We start from the raw sequence: 15,974 nt of genomic DNA on the forward strand, positions 1-15,974 counted from the left end.
TTGGCCGTCCGCTCAGAAATTTGTCTCTCGCTCCCAAACGCTGAAATGCTCCTTGCTCACTTACGGCCTCACAGTGCGCCCGTCACTATGATGACATGGTTACGAAAGAGAAACCGCTAAAAATTACTCCCGGAAACCTTGGAATAGTCATGATTGTCCGTTTGTGCAATTTTCGAGATAACCGCCTCCTTGGGGAAACCCCGTGAGCAGCTCAAAGGGAATTGCTTGGGTAGATTCCCCTACCTAGTTCCCCATTGGCAATTTGATGGTCGCGGCTTGCTTGCGGGAGGGCTTGCGCTGGTGGCGAGCGATGCGGTGTGGCGGGTTCGGCACCGATCGGGATCGTCTGCCCTTTCATTCCTTGGGTTCACGCCGAGTTTACATCGGATTGTCAGTTCCGGATTATCCAGGGCAAAAGAGCGTCTGGCACGTGCGTTTGTGTGCTCCTTAGCTTTCACCTCCATCCTCAGGGGCGCGCGTGCGGGACTTTACCCACTCCTCAATTTGAACAGCATGGAATCGCCAATCGGCCCCAACTCTGAACGCGGGAATTTCGCGGCGTTTGAGGAGCTTATAGATAGTCGACGCATGAACCTTCAGAAACTCGGCCACTTCTTCTACGGTTAGTATTTCGTTCGAAGTCTTTTTAGTTGGGGTCATTTTTCGCGGTCGTCGCTCGCCAGGCGCTTGGGGCACGCAGCGAGTCGTACTTTCGTTCGAGTTCCTTTCAAAGCTAAACGGGATACGGTCAAGCATTCAAGATGTGTCAAATGCATTTTGAGAGCCGGTGAGGGCAAACAATATGTCGCTCGACGACAGCATGGCCGTTCCCGAGGTCGCCAAATATCTGCGCGTCTCGGTCTCTACGGTTTACGAGTTACTGCGGGCTGGGGAGCTCACCGGGGTCCGAGCAAAGGGTACAACGGGAACCTGGTACGTGTCGCACGAGGCGATTTCTAGGTTTTGCGACACAGGGGCTGCTCACTCGGCGCGCTCCGCGAGCAGCAACAAAAAACCCAGGCCGCCGGATCAGAGAGGAGACGCGAACCAGTCGGGCGACGATAGCTCAGGATTCCGCAGAAAAAGAAAGGCGCCACGGAAAGGTTGGGGGCCCCAAAACCAGCCCGTGACGCCCTGACCGCAGCTCAGGCCTGCCGTCCAACCGTTCAATACCTCATCGATACAGAAAAAGAAAATAGTGCGGCACCGATGGTGGGCTTCACAGGAGGTCGCGCGAAACAGCCAAGGTCCGAGAGCGTTTTCGCGTTTCTCTATGAGCGCGTCGAAGTCTCCCCATTTTATCGCAGGACCCAATGACGTGCTGGAGATTTCGATCCGGAGAGTTCAGCGGATGCTGTAAAGCCACCTTAGCGATTCGCGACTCGCGCATCGCAATCGATTTTCTGGCATTCGAATCAGGCACGCGGTTTTCGAACGCCCTTTTCAAACCGGCCACAACCATCCAGCTGAAACCTTTAGAACGCATCGCGATCAAGGCTCAGGCCTTTTTCGAATGCGGAACTGAAGCTCGCTCGGGCTTGGGGCAAACTCGGCACATGGACCTTCATCAGTGGAGGTCGAGATGCTCGAGAGGGGACCGGTGGAACTCACCTAGGTCTTGTCGCCGAAATCGCTGGGCGACTCGGTGAGATCGAGAGTCACGCGTACGGTGCCGGCGTCGTAGTTGTCACGGGTTCGAAAGCCGCTGTTGGCGAACACTTCGAGCATCTGATGGTTGTCGCCCATCACGAACGCGGCGAATTTGTTGATCCCCTGCCGCCGCGCGATCTGCGCCAGATGGTGCAGGAGCAGAGTCCCGATTCCACGACCCTGGAATTCATCAACCACCGCGAAGGCTACCTCGGCCGCTACCGCATCGACGGCTCGCAGGTAACGCCCCACTCCGATAAAGCGCTCCGTGCCCTCCGCCTCTATCGTCGCCGCTAGGCCGACATGATTGACGAAGTCCAGTTCCGTCAGCCTACTCAGGTCCTCCTGCTCCAGTGAGCGCTTGTGGCCGAAAAAGCGGTAGTAGATTGAACGTTCGCTCAGGCCCTGAAAGTGCTCGACGAGCAGGTGCTTGTCTGCTGGACGGATAGCTCGAATCAGTAGTTGGGTGCCGTCCCGAAGTGCTTCGATGACTGAGTACTTGAATGGCTCGGACATCGCGATCTGCCGAGAGTTCGTCAATTGGAACTTAACGTTTACCTTTTACCGACATCACCACACTTTGCCAATTCTCCGGTGGCGACAAGCCTCGGGCGCCCTCACTGCAGCGCGCACATGCGCCGGTTGGGTGTCACCTGCGAACCGTCGCGTCGACAGGTCCCCACAATCGTCATGCCGATCTAGGAGAGAGGAACTTCCCGAATGTTTGAAGCCTTGACAGGTGGCAAATTGCGACGTTTCCGCCACTGGGCGGCACTCCCTACAGAAACGAACCCTGGATAGATAAGCGCGCCCGGTGGCAAAGCGCAATTCAGCTCAAGGGGGCATTACGATGGAATTCGCCGACCTAGCGTAATCCCATTGGCCAAGAATTGTTTTTTCGGTTTGAGGCTTCCTGTTTCTGACTTGCGGAACAGAACCTTTGCGGCACCGATCCTGCACCTCCTAGCTCCTCTGTTTTTCGGAGCTCCACGAACGATCCGACAACGTGCGAGGTAATAGGAGGTTGAGCTATGAACTATCGACGCAGAGTGACCGCATACATCGTGGGACTTGGTGCTGCATTCGCTTTGGTGGTCTTACCCGGTGTCGCGAGGAGTCAAAGCGCGAACCCGGGCGCTTCAAGCGCCGCTGCCGCGAGTAGCGCGGGCGGTCAAAATGTCGATGACACGACGTTGCAGCATGTGGCCCATGCCTACGTCGCGGTGCGACATATCACCAACGATACCCAAGAGCGACTGGCGAGAACCCAGGATAACTCGGAGCGTCAGCAGATTGCATCGCAAGCCGAGGCGCAGAAATTAAGCATCGTGAAACAGGAAGGAATCGATCCGCAGCGGTACAACAAAGTATTGCAAATGGTGCAGAACGACCCGGATCTGCAGCAAAAGTTTCTGTCGTACGTGAATGCTTCCGGCGGAGTCTGATCTCGGCTCAGCCCTTCTGGGTAAACCGTGTGAAATTTACACACGCGACCCGGCTGCCGCGGGCAGCCGGTTGTGTCTGTCAGCAGGGCGAGCGACGCAAGCACATGCTTGCTCCGCTCGCCCTGTGCTTGCTCCTGTCTGCACTGGCCGCCCGCGAGCGCATGCGAAACAGACTCGGGATTCATTACCGGGCACCAAGCGAGTCCTGACCTCCTCTTTCGTATCCTGTGAATAGGGAGCGTTATGGTTTAGCATTCGCGCACCATCCACTCGTAGGGAGGTGCGCCGATGTCGCTTGCCGGCATGACGGTTGTGGTACTCGGCGGCAGTTCGGGCATTGGGCTGGCGACCGCCAAAAGGGCACTGAAGGAGGAAGCTCGCGTCGTAATCACGGGGCGATCGTGGCATCGTCTTGATGTAGCAAAGCGAGAGTTGGGTCCGGATGTCGTCGCAGTCCCGCTTGATGTTGCTGACGAAGCCGGCACGCGTTCGCTGTTTGAGCGGCTCGAGCGTATCGATCACGTATTCATCACCGCCGGAGCGATTTCATTCGGGAGAGGGTTGGCACCCGACACGGCGGCGTTGCGTCCCGCGCTCGATACCCGTTTCTGGGGAGCACTCTACGCGGCCAAATACGCAGCTCCAAAAATGGAACACGGCGGGTCCATAACCTTAATGTCCGGCACGGCGGCCGTACGGCCCATTCCCGGGGCGAGTGTCGCCACCGCTTCCTGTGGCGCCGTGGAAGCGCCTTCGCTCGCGCGTTGGCGCTCGATCTCGCACCCATCCGCGTCAACGCCATTCAGCCCGGATTAATTGATACGCCGCTCATCGGCGAATTGATGGGAGACCGGCGCGAAGCGATGATCGCCCAGGAAGCCGCGCGCCTCCCGGTCAGACGGGTCGGCAAACCGGAGGACGTTGCGGATGCGGTACTGTTCCTGATGAGAAATGGTTACGTGACCGGAATTACCTTGACCGTCGACGGCGGCCGCCTGCTCCTGTAGCAGCGCAGAACTGAATGCCGTGCACGGTCTCTATCCGAAAATAGATCCGTACGCACACGGGATGCTGGATACCGGCGACGGCAACCATGTCTACTGGGAGACCTGTGGTAATTCGCACGGCAAACCCGCCCTCGTCATCCACGGTGGCCCGGGGTCTGGATGTACGCCGTGGCATCGCAGACTCTTCGATTCTTCGGCATATCGGTTAGTGCTCTTCGATCAAAGAAACTGTGGCAGGAGTCATCCGCACGCGAGCAATCCCGAGACCGACCTCTCCGGAAACCAGACCGCGAACTTGATCGCGGACATCGAACGGTTGCGGGAACATCTGAACATCGAGCGCTGGCTGGTGATGGGCAATTCGTGGGGCAGCACGCTGGCGCTGGTCTATGCCGAGACCTATCCGCAGCGGGTCGCGGAGATCATTCTCTGGGGCGTCACGACGGGACGGCATAAGGAGTTTGACTGGTGGTTCCGCGGCGGTGCCGCTCCGCTCTTTCCAGAACAATGGAAACGCTTGCGGGCCGGGGTTCCCGCCGTCAATAGCGATGCGGAGGTTCCTCAAGCCTATTATGACCTGCTCCACGATGGCGATCCGGCGATCCGCTATCGAGCGGCACTTGAGTGGTGCCGATGGGAATCGGCGACACTCTCCTGGCCGCCAACTCACCAACTATCGGCGCGCTTCACCGATCCTGATTTCAGAATGACGTTTGCACGAATTGTAACGCACTACGTGCGCAACAATGCCTGGCTCACCGACGGCATCCTGCTGCGCGATGCCGGGCGCCTGTCGGCCATTCCCGGGGTCCTGATCAGCGGACGTCTCGACCTGCAGGCCCCGATTGGCCGGGCATGGGATCTTAAGCGTGCCTGGCCAAACGCCGAACTCGTGATCGTGGACGATGCGGGACATGACGCATCCAGCTCGATCACGAAACAGTTAATCCGCGCGACCGATCAATTTGCGCTTCGCTGAGCGCATCACCGGCAGTTTTTCCTGGAACTTGCGTCGCCAGAGCCGAAGGTGGATGGTCGCCGCATGGCTACCGCGCTGGCGCCTGGCCCAGGCGTAAGGCTCGCACCCGTATTACCCCTAAGTCCGCTTAAATTTCTCCGCCAAATGCGCGCCGACAAGCTTGGGATGCTGGCACGCTGGGCACAGCTCGGCCCCGTCTCGCGGATTCAATCTAGGGCCTACGTGTCGCATCTGCTGACCTCGCCGGAAGCGGTTCAGCGCGTGCTTCAGGACAATCCGAGGAATTATCGCAAGGACGTCCGTTTCAGCACCATAGCTCGACCCGCGCTTGGCGAAGGCCTGTTCTCCAGCGATGGAGACAAATGGCGCGGGCAGCGCCGAGTCGCTCAGCCCGCATTCCACCGCCAGCGCCTAGTCGCAATGACTTCTGCGATGGCGGACGCTATCGACACGATGTTGGCGCGATGGCAGAGGCTTGCCGCTGCGGGCGCGCAATTCAACCTGCAAGCGGAGGTCTCGCGGATGACAATCGACGTGATCGGGCGCACGCTCGCCGGTCAGGATCTACTGCCACACGCGGAGAGCGTCGCCGCGGCGATGGTGTCGACCTTTGATTATTTCGATCACGCGTTCAACCATCTTTTTACGGCGCCCCTGTTCATCCCCACCGCCAGGAACCGCGCCTTCAAGCGAGCGATTGAGGAAATCCACGGGCTGGTAGGCCAGATGATCGAAGAGGGCCGGAAAAATCAATCGGCGGGGGGGAACGACCTCCTTGCGATGATGCTGGAAGCCAACCGAGGCGAACCGGATACCGCGGGACTTGTAGACAATCTGTCAACTTTTCTCGGTGCGGGAACCGAAACTATCGCGGTCGCCCTCTGTTGGGCCTGGTATCTGCTCGCAAAACACCCCGCCGCGCATCGTAAGCTGCGACAGGAAGTTGATTCGGTCCTAGGTTCAAATCGCCCGACCTTCGATGATCTGCCGGGACTCGGCTACACGCGGATGGTGGTGGACGAGGTGTTGCGCCTGTACCCGCCAGCCTGGTGATCGGCCGAACCGCGATCGCCGACGACCAGATCTCCGGATTCCATATTCCGGGCGGATCGGCGCTGGTGATGAGCCCGTGGCTCACCCATCGCAACGCGCTTTACTGGGAGAATCCCGAGAGCTTCGACCCGGAGCGATTCACGCCGCAGCGAAGCGGCGACCGCCCGCAGTACGCGTATTATCCCTTCGGTGGCGGTCCGCGGATGTGTATTGGCGATCGTTTTTCGATAATGGATCAGACGCTGGCGCTGGCGATGACCGCTCAGCGCTTTGAGGTGCAAGTGCTGCACGACGGAGAACCCGACCCGATTTTCACGCTGCGGCCGAAGGGAGGAATGTGCGCCCGATTGGCCTCGGTCTAGAGTCCCTCAAATCTGTGATTTTGTGTCCTAGTACCCGATCGGTTCCAGCCTCGCGATTATCTCGTCGCGTTTCTCAACCAGCCAGGGCGGGGTCTGGATGCTCGCGCCCAGGTTTTCATAGGTCTCGTCGCGCAGGAAAGCCCCGTCCAGGGTGTACGCCGCCTCGAACAGGGCGCCGCCCGGAGTGCGGAAATATACCGACATGAAGTAACCGCGGTCTTTTGCATCGGAACAGTCCGTGTAGCCAAGTCCCTCCAGGTACGCCTTGAAATCAGCCTGGGTCTTGTGGTCCTCGACCTTGAAGGCCACGTGATGCACAGTTCCTTCGCCGAAGGTCCAGCTTCCCTGCGCAAGGTCAGGAGTATGGGTTACTTCCACCACGCGCCCTGGCGCACCGTCGCCGACTTCAAAGCGGGAATCCCGCCCATCCTGGCCCATGCCCTTAAATCCCATAGCATCGGTCATGAATGCGCTCATCTCGCGATCGTCGCGGACTGCGACCGTGACTCCATAAACTCCCCGCACGGCGATCTCGGAGGGAATGTCGGAGCCCGTCCACGGCTGACGTAAATCCTCTCTGACCTCGACCAGCTCGTATTCGATTCCGCAGGGATGATGAAATGCGAGCCGCTTGGTGCCGAACCGCTCCACCATCAAATTTCGTATTCCCCGGCGGTCAAGCCGCTGCGTCCAGTACTCGAGACCTGGAGCACAGACCGAGAGGCTCACCGTCTTGACCTGTCCAGAGCCGAAGCGCCCGACGCGTCCGTCCTGGCGCATTGGAAAGCAGGTGATGAGGGTGCTCTCGGCACCCACATCATTGCCATAATACAGGTGATAGATGGGGACTTTGCCGTCGTAGAGAAGGGTCTTTTTGACGTTGCGCAACCCGAGCGTCTTCACGTGAAAGTCGTAGTCTTCCTGCGCTCCGCCGACACAGAGCGTTAGATGGTGATGGCTACGGACGGGGGTTTCCATGGTGGTGGTTCTCCGAAACGGTAGTTCTGTTTCGATGGTCGCCGGAATCGCTCCGGAGATCAAACCACCGGACCCTCCTGACCGGAGCGCGGGATTTCCAACTCGATGTCTCGGCTGGCGAGATTCGCCGTTCTAGTCTATCCGGGATTCCCCCGGATCGAGCTGCTTCCAATCTCGACCGCCCGGCCCGAGGCGTGACTCTCTGCGCCCTACCGTTCTCGCCTTCCTGATCTTTCAAATGTCAGCGCCTTCGTTGACTGAGCGCTGCTACGCGGCCAGGAGCCGCTTACGAAAGCCGTTGAGCTTGAGGCCCAACGCGATGAGCATGACGCCGAACGCGATTGCGTAAGCACCGATGACCCAAATCAGTCCGAGCGCCCCCGCCACCGGAAACCACATCAGCACGATGGCGAACCCTATAGACAGGATACCGCTCAGCAGCAGCCAGAATTCGCCGGCGATTTCCTTGCGCAGTCGCATCGCGGCTGCGATCTCCAAGACCCCGGTGGCAAGGCTCCACGCCGCGATAAAGATGAGCAGGGCGAGTCCCGTGATCGCCGGCGAATGAAATGTCACGGCGCCGATGCCTACGCCGATTAGCCCCTCCAGCAGGATGAGCCAGGGATCCTCGATTTGGCTCCACCCAGCGATCGCGCTGAAGATAAGGAAGATCCCGTCAACGAAGGCGTACGCGCCAAACAGAACAATCAGGACGGCGATGGTCAGATGCGGCCATCCGAATGCGGCGAGGCCGAACAAAATCGCGGCGACGCCTCGTAGTGCATAGATCCACCAATGTTGCGCGAGCCTGGTCAACATATGGCGGCACCCTCTTCTTCCGGAGTGGCCGGTTGGGTCAATCCCGACGCCTTACTCGCGATTTCTCAGCGGCACGTTACCCAGCCCATAGACCATCGCGGTCTTGGTCGTTCCCAGCATCACCCAATCGGCACAGTCGAGTTGGACCTGCTTATAGAACTCATCCGACGCCGCCAGCGAAGATTTGTGCACATCCGTCAGGCGATCGAATTTGCACTGAAAAGCGAATTCTCCAGAGAGCGGCTTCTCAAGCGCACGGCTGCGCCAAATCGCGATGGTGGTCTTGCCGTTGAATCCGTGCCCGAAGTGGATCCTGCCGATGGTGTTCTGCACCTCTTCGACCGCGACGTTGTTGACCAGCGCAATCTTGGTCAGCGGCCGAATGTCGACTTTGCGGAGGGCCGGAAAGACACTGGCGATGTCTTCGATGCCGCGATCGAGTACCACCTTGGGCGAGGTCAGAACGCATCCATGTGAGTAGACGCTGCGCATTCCGCCCAACTGCTTGCGGTCGAGCAGCAACTCTTCCTTGAACTTGATCTCGTCATGGCCCGCTGCCATCGGACGCACGTCGACCGAGGCGGCCTCTTTCAATTCGGGACTGCGGTACTTGATGGTCAACTCGTGGTCCGCGCGCGGCCATCCATCATCGTAAAAGGTGCGCTTTCGGAGAATTAAATGATTGTTGTAGAGGTCAAAGCGAGGGGTGTCATAGAACAGCACCTCGCGAACCTGGCTGTGAAACGCTTCCTTCTCGAGGTCGACCTTGAGATCGAATTTTTTCACCGTCGCGTATACCGCGTCCCAGAACTGCATGAACCCTTCCTTGCTCGTAAAGCGGTCGGGCTTCAGCAGAATCTTGTACTCGCGGTAGTGAATCACGTCATCGGGTAGATGCTTGGTTTCCGGGTGCTTGCTTATGTGCTTATCCATCGTCCCTCTGTCTCGGCCGAACCAAGGTCGCACGAATTCTAGCAGTTAGGCTGCAATCCAGCGCAAGATGTCCTATGGTCGCACAGAGTTTTTGCCAGCCGTGCGCCGATGCTAGGGTTCCGGCGCGGGAGGTTAATCGCCATGGAATATCGAATCACGCAGGGCCGGCTGTCGATCGGAGATTTCTCGCTTTATTACGAGCGCGCGGGCAGTGGGTTCCCGCTCGTCTTTTTGCACGGGCTGGGCGGTAACCACTTGTCGTGGTGGCAGCAAGTGCCGTACTTCATGCGATGGTACGAATGCATCACCCTTGACCAGCGCAGCTTCGGCATGTCGCCCGACCCCGAGGGGCTGTTCAATCGCGCTCACGCAAGCGACCTCGCCCGTCTCCTCGATCACCTCAAAATCGAGAAGGCGGCCCTGGTCGGGCAATCGATGGGCGGATGGACGATCGTGGGCTGCGCCCTGGAGCGGCCAGATCGGGTAGGAGCGATGGTGCTGGCTGACACTCCGGGCGGAATCTTCACGTCCGAGATGAGATTCGGCGCACCCCGCTCGCCGCTGGTGATGGACACCACCCCTCCGATCGGTTCCCTACCGACTTATGCGCTCGATTACTTCGCGCGCCGCCCTGAAATGGCCTACCTGTATGACGAAGTGCGGATCCTTGGCGCGCGACCGCCGGGCGACGCGGGTTCGCAAATCTCCAAGCTGCGCTACGATCTCGACGCGGTCAGATCACGCCTCACGATGCCAATTCTGTGCGTGGTCGGCGAGCAGGACGAGCTCATCCCGCCCGAGATGATTCGCACGCTAGTTACGGAATTGCCCAAGGGCACCATGGCAACGGTGCCCGACTGCGGGCACTCGATCTATTTCGAGCAACCACAGGTGTTCAATCAGCTGGTTCGCGACTTTCTGCGCCAATCATTGAAATAAATTCGTGCCCGAAAACGTCCAATTTTGTTAGAGCGGGCACCGTGCCTATAATTAAGATGATGCGTGGGACGGCAAATTGGCTCCTGGCCGGAGCCCTGCTGGTAGCCATTTCGGCATCCGGCTGCATGACGCCGGCCGGTTCCACGACCGGCTCTTCGGCAACCCTCGGAACTGCAGATTCAACCGAGCCTCCGACTTCGTATACACCTCCCAGCACGACCCATCCGCCCCCGCTAAAGAACGCCCACGTCGATCAGACACAGAGCCAGGCCCTTACCGACTACCTGAAGAGTCATCACCTGCCCCTGGTTGGAGCGCAGGTACTCGCTGCGGCCGATGGCGAGCGGCAGGTCATATTGTTCGGCTACGTGGCGACCGACTATGGAAAGGGCGACGCGGAGAGCAAGGCACGGCGCTATGTAAACAACTCGGCGGTCACGGTAGACAATCGGATCAAAATCGAGCCATCGCTGGCCAAGTCCGCTGGCCCGTCCGAATCGCAACCGGCTGAACCGAGCGACATGAGTGGGCTTGCCGACTACCAGAATCAGGGCTACGCGGATCAAATCCAGCAGCAGCAGATGAACGGCGGCTACTACCCCCAGAGCACGAGCCCGATGGCGGTAGTGATTCCGCTGCTCGGGATGTTCGGAGGCTCGATCGGTGGCGGCGGTTTTGGTGTCGGTGGCGGAATGATGGGTCCAAGCTTCGGCGGAGGTTATCCGGTGTCTCCTCCGCCGTCCTATCCCGTCTACCCCTCCTTTCCGGGTCCGTAAACTTGCTAGGTGAGCTTGAAGCGCTCGCCCAGAAACACTTGGCGGACATGTTCGCTTGCCACGATCGCATCGGGCGGCCCTTCGATGAGAATCTTACCGCTGTGAATCACGTATGCGCGGTCGATGATTGATAACGCCGCGTGCACATTGTGATCGGACATCAGAATCCCAATCCCTCGCTCCCGCAGGTAAGTAACGATCCGCTGAATTTCAATCACCGTAATCGGGTCGATGCCCGCGAAAGGCTCATCCAGGCACAGGAACTGAGGATCGAGAACGAGTGCGCGGGTAATTTCGACCTTGCGCCGCTCGCCGCCCGATAGAACTCCCGCGCGCGACTTCCGCAACCTCGCGATGTCGAGCTCGTCGAGCAGCGATTGCAGCCGTCCCTGGCGCTCTTCCTCCGTAAGGGGCAACGTCTCCAGCACCGCGAGCAGGTTCTCCTCGACCGAGAGCTTGCGAAACACGGAAGGCTCCTGGGGCAGATAGGAAATGCCCCGGCGGGCGCGCTGGTATAGCGGAAGCATGGTAATTTCCTGCTCGCCGAGCAAAACCCGTCCGTGGTCGGGCTTCACCAGGCCAACCAACATGTAGAAAGTGGTCGTTTTGCCAGCGCCATTCGGCCCGAGCAACCCCACCACTTCCCCGGGGTTGACGTATACCTCGACATCATCGACCACAGTGCGGCCGCCATAGATCTTCGTAAGATGCTCCCCGCGGAGCACCGGCGATGACACGCCTGGCTCGGCCGCCAGAACTTCGCGGGCTCGCAGTTGCTCAACCTTGGCCATCGGAAATTACGTCTATCATTCACTCTTATAGGCTTTACGCGCGGAATCAAATGCAGTCTCAAGTAAGACGATCTCCGCGGGCTGCGGGTTTTGGGAGAATGCTTATATTTCTTTCGCGGAGGTTCAGTTTCAGTGGCGGTGAGAATTCGCAGAATACTGAATGACGATTCGGGTCGGGCGGGACGTGACGGTCCCAAACCGACTCCGCCTTCGGAGGGCGAATTGCTGGACGCGTATTCCGAGGCGGTTGCGGGAGCAGCGGAAAAAGTCGGTCCTGCGGTAGTCAATATCGAGGTTCGGGGAAAGCGAGGCGGGTCCGAGGTTGCCTCGGGCACGGGTTCGGGATTCGTCTTCACTCCCGACGGATTCATCCTGACCAACAGCCACGTGGTGAACGGTGCCAGCGAGGTGTCGGTCCTGCTGCATGATGGGCGCCGGGCTGCAGCGCAGATAATTGGCAACGATCCCGACAGCGACCTCGCGGTGGTTCGCATCGAGGCGCGCGAGCTGACGCAAGCCGATCTGGGCGAATCGCGCGCGCTGCGAGTCGGACAAATCGCGATAGCGGTCGGCAGTCCGTACGGCTTCCAGCATACGGTTACTGCAGGCGTAATTAGTGCAGTCGGCAGATCGTTGCGGTCGGTGACCGGCCGCCTCATCGACAACGTCATCCAGACCGATGCCGCCCTCAATCCTGGCAACTCGGGCGGTCCGCTGGTCGATTCGCGCGGTCGCGTAATCGGGGTCAACACGGCAACCATTCTTCCAGCTCAGGGACTATGTTTCGCGATCGCGATCGATAGCGCCAAGTTCGTCGCCGCACGCCTGATGCGCTTTGGCAAGATAGAGCGCGGCTACATCGGAATCGCGGGCGCGAACACCGCTCTGCCCCGCCGCCTGGCACGTTTTCATCGGGTAGCCAGCGACTCGTGCGTACAGGTCGCTGCCGTCGAATCCGGAAGCCCGGCCGAGAAAGCGGGACTTAAACGCAACGACCTGATAGTCGCCTGCGGCGCAATGCCGATACAGGGCATTGACGATTTGCAGCGCATGCTCGCCGACGAACCGGTGGGCGCTTCGATCACCATCACAGCGTTGCGCGGCGTCGAAAAGCTTGTACTCGAAGTGACCACGGCAGCCCCGCCAGCCCGCAAGTAGGAACTCACAGGGATCGGCGGCACTAATTTGCTATAATGGCTGTGTATCCGATAAGGTTCTGAATAGAGCACTTCTATGCGAGCCGCCCTGTGTCGAGCAGATTTGACTTAAAACCACTCGATGCGACCTTCGGCGCCGTGGTTACCGGCGTCACTATCGCCGCGCTCAACGAGGAGACCTGGCATGATCTTCACGCGGCGTGGCTTAAGTACGCATTGCTCATCTTCCCCCATCAGTATCTCAGCCGCGAAGAGCAGATCGCCTTTGCCAGGCGCTTCGGCCGACTGGAGTTCGAGCTGTCGCCGCTCAGCAACGTTAAAGAGGACGGCACCCTCATCCCCGAGTCGGACAACAGCGACATCATCAAAGTTCTCAAGGGCAATATGGGCTGGCATTGCGACAGCACCTATATGCCGATTCAGGCCAAGGGTGCGGTCTTCAGTGCACGAGTGGTGCCGAAGTCGGGTGGCCAAACCGGATGGGCCGACATGCGAGCGGCATTCGATGCCCTGGACGACGAATTGCGCGCAAAGGTGGAAAAGCTCTCGGCGCATCACTCGCTCTACTACAGTCAGGCGAAGCTGGGGCATCAGCCCAAGAAAGGCAGTGACTACAGCGGCTACGGCTTCCACGATGGCCCGGTCCCGCTCCGCCCTCTCGTGAAGGTCCATCCCGAGACAGGCCGCAAGTCCCTGGTGATTGGCCGGCACGCATACGACATTCCGGGAATGAACTCGGAAGAATCGGAGCGACTCCTAAGGGACCTGGTCGTCTTCGCCTGTAAACCGCCGCGCATTTACCATCATGACTGGGCCCCGGGGGACGCCGTGGTCTGGGACAACCGCTGCCTGTTACATCGCGCTACCCCATGGGACATGAGTGAGCCGCGCATAATGTGGCACAGTCGCATCGCGGGCGACCCCGCAAGCGAATCAGCTCTCGGCTAACGCGGCTTAGAAAGCGCCATCGCAGCGGTCTCTACCCATTGCTTTGCCCAACCCCGTTCCAGTGGGCTGCCAGCATAAGGGGTTATCAGATTGGTTTTCCCGTCTACCTGTGTATAACGCGTCTTTGGTACTTCCACTTCTAGTTGTCCGGAAGGGTTTTTGCTATTAAGCGCTCGCCGAAACCCGTGCCCGCGCGCCAAGTCATACAACCCTGGGAAGTTTGGCGGTTTGAGACGCCGGGAAGAGCTGTGGGAAGCACCAAGAGGAATGGCTTTGGCGCAACAGCGGCATCTCTGGTCTCGTCCTCAGCCACCGATCATTCCACCATAGCTTTGGAAGCACGCGGCAATGCGCGCTCCGGCGTGCTCCTCCTGGTAAGTCGCGCTTCACCCGGACTGGAGCGCGTGCCGCGACACCTGTGGCTCAAGATTCGTGGTCCATCGCGCCAATGGCCAAATCAACGTCACCTTAGCGGCGATCACCAAGTTCGCGCTGCAGGCGCCCGCAGCGGCGAACGCGCCTATTTCGATTTTCTTTGATGTCGAATAATCCAGGGTAAGCAGTTTCTGGAACTGGTTGAGCGCTATGGGGTTTTCGATGGTACCAATCTTTACGGCAAACATGTACAGGAGATGCTGCTTGGAGATTTCTCGCGGAGCTGGAAATACCTCGGAGGCTTCAAGTTCCTCTACGTCAATGCGAAGGGATCGGTGCAGTGGTGCGCGCAGCCGCGTGATTACCGCTTCCGGCTGCAGGACATGAGTCTCAAGGAGCTGCGCGGCAATGATCATCACAAGCACTGTGAGCAGGGCTGTTGCCTCGGGTGCGTGCGACTAATTTCACATGTGCTGGGCGAACCGGTGAAGAGCTTCCGCACCAGCATGACGCTCGCTTATGGCGACGCGAAAGCATCGCCGGCGCAGGTCGCTGCCCGTTCGAAGAACGGCGCTCATTTCTAGGCGATGGCCCACTTCTCAGGCCCGGTGCCGAACACCGCGGCCGTTCAATCCCTGCAGGCAGTGGTGGTGTGGGAGCCCGGGGCGGCGGAGAATCCGCTGCGTACGATCGGCGGCCTTACCTTGATCGAATGAATCCTGCGGCAACTCTCCGCCCTGGATGCCATCAAAAGCATCGTGGTGCTCAAACCCGCGGCAGTCTCTCTGCCGCCTGCCTCGGGTCGCGTGAGGAAGCCGCTGGAATGCTACAACGTTTCGGGCGCCAAATTCTGGGAGATACTCCGTGAAGCTCGTGGCAAACTTGCCGGAGATTTTATTGCGGTCGCGGCTGATTTGCTGATCGATCGGAGGCTGTTTGCATGGCTCGCGGTGCAAAATGAGGACGTGATGCTGACCTCGTGCGAGGGCGGCAGCGCGGAACCGGCAGCGCGGCTCACCGGGAAGGCGCTTGACGCGGCGGCGCCGCAGTCGGCAGGCCTCAAACGGGTGGCGGTGAGCTCCCTGCCGTCGTACTGGGAGGCGATGCACGGCGAGGTGCCGCTGCACCTTTATCAGGTCACCGACGAGCCCAGCGCAGAAGCGGGCTGGAAGATTCTGCTCGATCATGTACAGAAACGCACCCTCGAGCTGCCCGCGCAATATTTCGATCCAACCTTCGAAAACCTCCTGATTCGCCGCCTCGCAGGCACTTCGGTCACAGCCAACCGGGTGACCTTGGTGACGGGACTGCTCGGGTTCCTGGTCGCGGCGCTTTATTACGCGGGATGGCTGCGCGTGGGTGTGCTAGTCGCGATTTTCGTAGAAGTGCTCGATGGGGTCGACGGAAAGCTTGCCCGCATCACCTGGACCACCTCGCGAGCCGGCGAGTACGAGCACATCCTCGATTTCTTCTACGAGAACTCGTGGTACCTGGCGCTCGGACTTCACCTCCGCCATGGCTCTCCGCACGCGCTGAAAGCGGCGCTGCTGATGATACTATTTGATCTCGCCGACAAGGTCGCTTACTCGCTGATGGATGTGCGGTTAGGTCGCAGTCTCGACAACGCCAGTCCGTTTCTGGCGCGCTTTCGTCTCATCGCCGGGCGACGCAACATCTACAGCTGGCTGTTTCTGGTGGGTTTTTTCCTCGGATTTCCAAACTACGCGTTTTTTCTGGCGGTGGTGTGGGCCGGAATCACGGC

General features: G+C 59.4%; 17 protein-coding genes and 1 pseudogene. 12 read left to right on the plus strand and 6 right to left on the minus strand.

Going from position 1 to position 15,974, the window contains the following annotated elements; genetic code table 11:
• Window positions 1–1,611: 1,611 nt before the first annotated feature.
• Window positions 1,612–2,166, minus strand: a complete 555-nt coding sequence (locus VGI36_19435) for a GNAT family N-acetyltransferase (protein HEY2487323.1) — start codon at window positions 2,164–2,166, stop codon at window positions 1,612–1,614.
• A gap of 515 nt (window positions 2,167–2,681) precedes the next feature.
• Between VGI36_19435 and VGI36_19440 the strand changes: the two genes are divergently transcribed.
• From VGI36_19440 to VGI36_19460, 5 genes and pseudogenes are all read left to right on the plus strand, one after another.
• Complete coding sequence (locus VGI36_19440) at window positions 2,682–3,095, plus strand: DUF4168 domain-containing protein (protein ID HEY2487324.1); 414 nt, start codon at window positions 2,682–2,684, stop codon at window positions 3,093–3,095.
• Window positions 3,096–3,383: 288 nt separating this feature from the next.
• Complete coding sequence (locus tag VGI36_19445) at window positions 3,384–3,911, plus strand: SDR family NAD(P)-dependent oxidoreductase (protein ID HEY2487325.1); 528 nt, start codon at window positions 3,384–3,386, stop codon at window positions 3,909–3,911.
• Window positions 3,860–4,102: an SDR family oxidoreductase gene (locus VGI36_19450; GenBank protein HEY2487326.1), complete on the plus strand. Its 243-nt coding sequence runs from the start codon at window positions 3,860–3,862 to the stop codon at window positions 4,100–4,102. The genes VGI36_19445 and VGI36_19450 overlap by 52 nt, the downstream gene beginning before the upstream one ends.
• Before the next feature lie 19 nt (window positions 4,103–4,121).
• Window positions 4,122–5,081 carry a prolyl aminopeptidase gene (gene pip, locus VGI36_19455; protein HEY2487327.1) on the plus strand — a complete coding sequence of 320 codons (960 nt, stop codon included), beginning with the start codon at window positions 4,122–4,124 and terminating at the stop codon, window positions 5,079–5,081.
• Between the two features lie 165 nt (window positions 5,082–5,246).
• Window positions 5,247–6,496 (plus strand): annotated as a pseudogene (locus tag VGI36_19460) (cytochrome P450).
• A gap of 27 nt (window positions 6,497–6,523) precedes the next feature.
• Here the strand turns inward: VGI36_19460 and VGI36_19465 are convergent.
• The 3 genes from VGI36_19465 to VGI36_19475 form a co-directional block, all read right to left on the minus strand.
• Window positions 6,524–7,474, minus strand: coding sequence for a hydroxyquinol 1,2-dioxygenase (locus VGI36_19465; GenBank protein ID HEY2487328.1), 951 nt, complete (start codon window positions 7,472–7,474; stop codon window positions 6,524–6,526).
• A gap of 267 nt (window positions 7,475–7,741) precedes the next feature.
• A complete protein-coding gene (locus tag VGI36_19470) occupies window positions 7,742–8,293 on the minus strand; it encodes an HdeD family acid-resistance protein (protein HEY2487329.1) in 552 nt (183 codons plus the stop codon).
• Between the two features lie 51 nt (window positions 8,294–8,344).
• On the minus strand, window positions 8,345–9,226 hold the full coding sequence (locus VGI36_19475; protein HEY2487330.1) for a hypothetical protein: 882 nt from the start codon (window positions 9,224–9,226) through the stop codon (window positions 8,345–8,347).
• 141 nt (window positions 9,227–9,367) lie between these two features.
• On the opposite strand from VGI36_19475, the gene VGI36_19480 reads away from it, so the two are divergent.
• Together VGI36_19480 and VGI36_19485 are read left to right on the plus strand one after the other, a co-directional pair.
• On the plus strand, window positions 9,368–10,165 hold the full coding sequence (locus tag VGI36_19480) for an alpha/beta hydrolase (GenBank protein ID HEY2487331.1): 798 nt from the start codon (window positions 9,368–9,370) through the stop codon (window positions 10,163–10,165).
• Window positions 10,166–10,206: 41 nt separating this feature from the next.
• Complete coding sequence (locus VGI36_19485) at window positions 10,207–10,941, plus strand: hypothetical protein (protein HEY2487332.1); 735 nt, start codon at window positions 10,207–10,209, stop codon at window positions 10,939–10,941.
• 5 nt (window positions 10,942–10,946) lie between these two features.
• Here VGI36_19485 and lptB read toward each other — a convergent pair whose 3' ends face one another.
• Window positions 10,947–11,732, minus strand: coding sequence for an LPS export ABC transporter ATP-binding protein (gene lptB, locus VGI36_19490; GenBank protein ID HEY2487333.1), 786 nt, complete (start codon window positions 11,730–11,732; stop codon window positions 10,947–10,949).
• A gap of 132 nt (window positions 11,733–11,864) precedes the next feature.
• Between lptB and VGI36_19495 the strand changes: the two genes are divergently transcribed.
• Both VGI36_19495 and VGI36_19500 read left to right on the plus strand, forming a co-directional pair.
• Entirely contained in the window at window positions 11,865–12,890 is a 1,026-nt protein-coding gene (locus VGI36_19495; GenBank protein ID HEY2487334.1) for a trypsin-like peptidase domain-containing protein, read from the plus strand.
• An 89-nt stretch (window positions 12,891–12,979) separates the two neighbouring features.
• The gene (locus VGI36_19500) at window positions 12,980–13,837 is read left to right on the plus strand and encodes a TauD/TfdA family dioxygenase (GenBank protein HEY2487335.1); all 858 of its coding nucleotides are present in this window, start codon (window positions 12,980–12,982) and stop codon (window positions 13,835–13,837) included.
• A gap of 386 nt (window positions 13,838–14,223) precedes the next feature.
• Here the strand turns inward: VGI36_19500 and VGI36_19505 are convergent, their stop codons facing one another.
• Window positions 14,224–14,460, minus strand: a complete 237-nt coding sequence (locus VGI36_19505; GenBank protein ID HEY2487336.1) for a hypothetical protein — start codon at window positions 14,458–14,460, stop codon at window positions 14,224–14,226.
• 9 nt (window positions 14,461–14,469) lie between these two features.
• Between VGI36_19505 and VGI36_19510 the strand changes: the two genes are divergently transcribed.
• From VGI36_19510 to VGI36_19520, 3 genes are all read left to right on the plus strand, one after another.
• Entirely contained in the window at window positions 14,470–14,796 is a 327-nt protein-coding gene (locus VGI36_19510) for a hypothetical protein (GenBank protein HEY2487337.1), read from the plus strand.
• 3 nt (window positions 14,797–14,799) lie between these two features.
• A complete protein-coding gene (locus VGI36_19515; GenBank protein HEY2487338.1) occupies window positions 14,800–14,928 on the plus strand; it encodes a hypothetical protein in 129 nt (42 codons plus the stop codon).
• A 45-nt stretch (window positions 14,929–14,973) separates the two neighbouring features.
• Window positions 14,974–15,974, plus strand: a 1,001-nt coding sequence (locus VGI36_19520; GenBank protein ID HEY2487339.1) for a CDP-alcohol phosphatidyltransferase family protein, incomplete at its 3' end; no start/stop codon positions are given.

The sequence above is a fragment of the Candidatus Binataceae bacterium genome (assembly GCA_036495685.1).
In the GTDB taxonomy this organism is placed as follows: Bacteria; Desulfobacterota; Binatia; order Binatales; family Binataceae; genus JAFAHS01.

Coding starts and splice junctions, on each gene's coding strand:
- VGI36_19435 (HEY2487323.1), bottom strand. CDS start 2,166: ATGTCCGAGCCATTCAAGTACTCAGTCATCGAAGCACTTCGGGACGGC.
- VGI36_19440 (HEY2487324.1), top strand. CDS start 2,682: ATGAACTATCGACGCAGAGTGACCGCATACATCGTGGGACTTGGTGCT.
- VGI36_19445 (HEY2487325.1), top strand. CDS start 3,384: ATGTCGCTTGCCGGCATGACGGTTGTGGTACTCGGCGGCAGTTCGGGC.
- VGI36_19465 (HEY2487328.1), bottom strand. CDS start 7,474: ATGGAAACCCCCGTCCGTAGCCATCACCATCTAACGCTCTGTGTCGGC.
- VGI36_19470 (HEY2487329.1), bottom strand. CDS start 8,293: ATGTTGACCAGGCTCGCGCAACATTGGTGGATCTATGCACTACGAGGC.
- VGI36_19475 (HEY2487330.1), bottom strand. CDS start 9,226: ATGGATAAGCACATAAGCAAGCACCCGGAAACCAAGCATCTACCCGAT.
- VGI36_19480 (HEY2487331.1), top strand. CDS start 9,368: ATGGAATATCGAATCACGCAGGGCCGGCTGTCGATCGGAGATTTCTCG.
- lptB (HEY2487333.1), bottom strand. CDS start 11,732: ATGGCCAAGGTTGAGCAACTGCGAGCCCGCGAAGTTCTGGCGGCCGAG.
- VGI36_19505 (HEY2487336.1), bottom strand. CDS start 14,460: ATGTTTGCCGTAAAGATTGGTACCATCGAAAACCCCATAGCGCTCAAC.
- VGI36_19510 (HEY2487337.1), top strand. CDS start 14,470: ATGCTGCTTGGAGATTTCTCGCGGAGCTGGAAATACCTCGGAGGCTTC.
- VGI36_19515 (HEY2487338.1), top strand. CDS start 14,800: ATGGCCCACTTCTCAGGCCCGGTGCCGAACACCGCGGCCGTTCAATCC.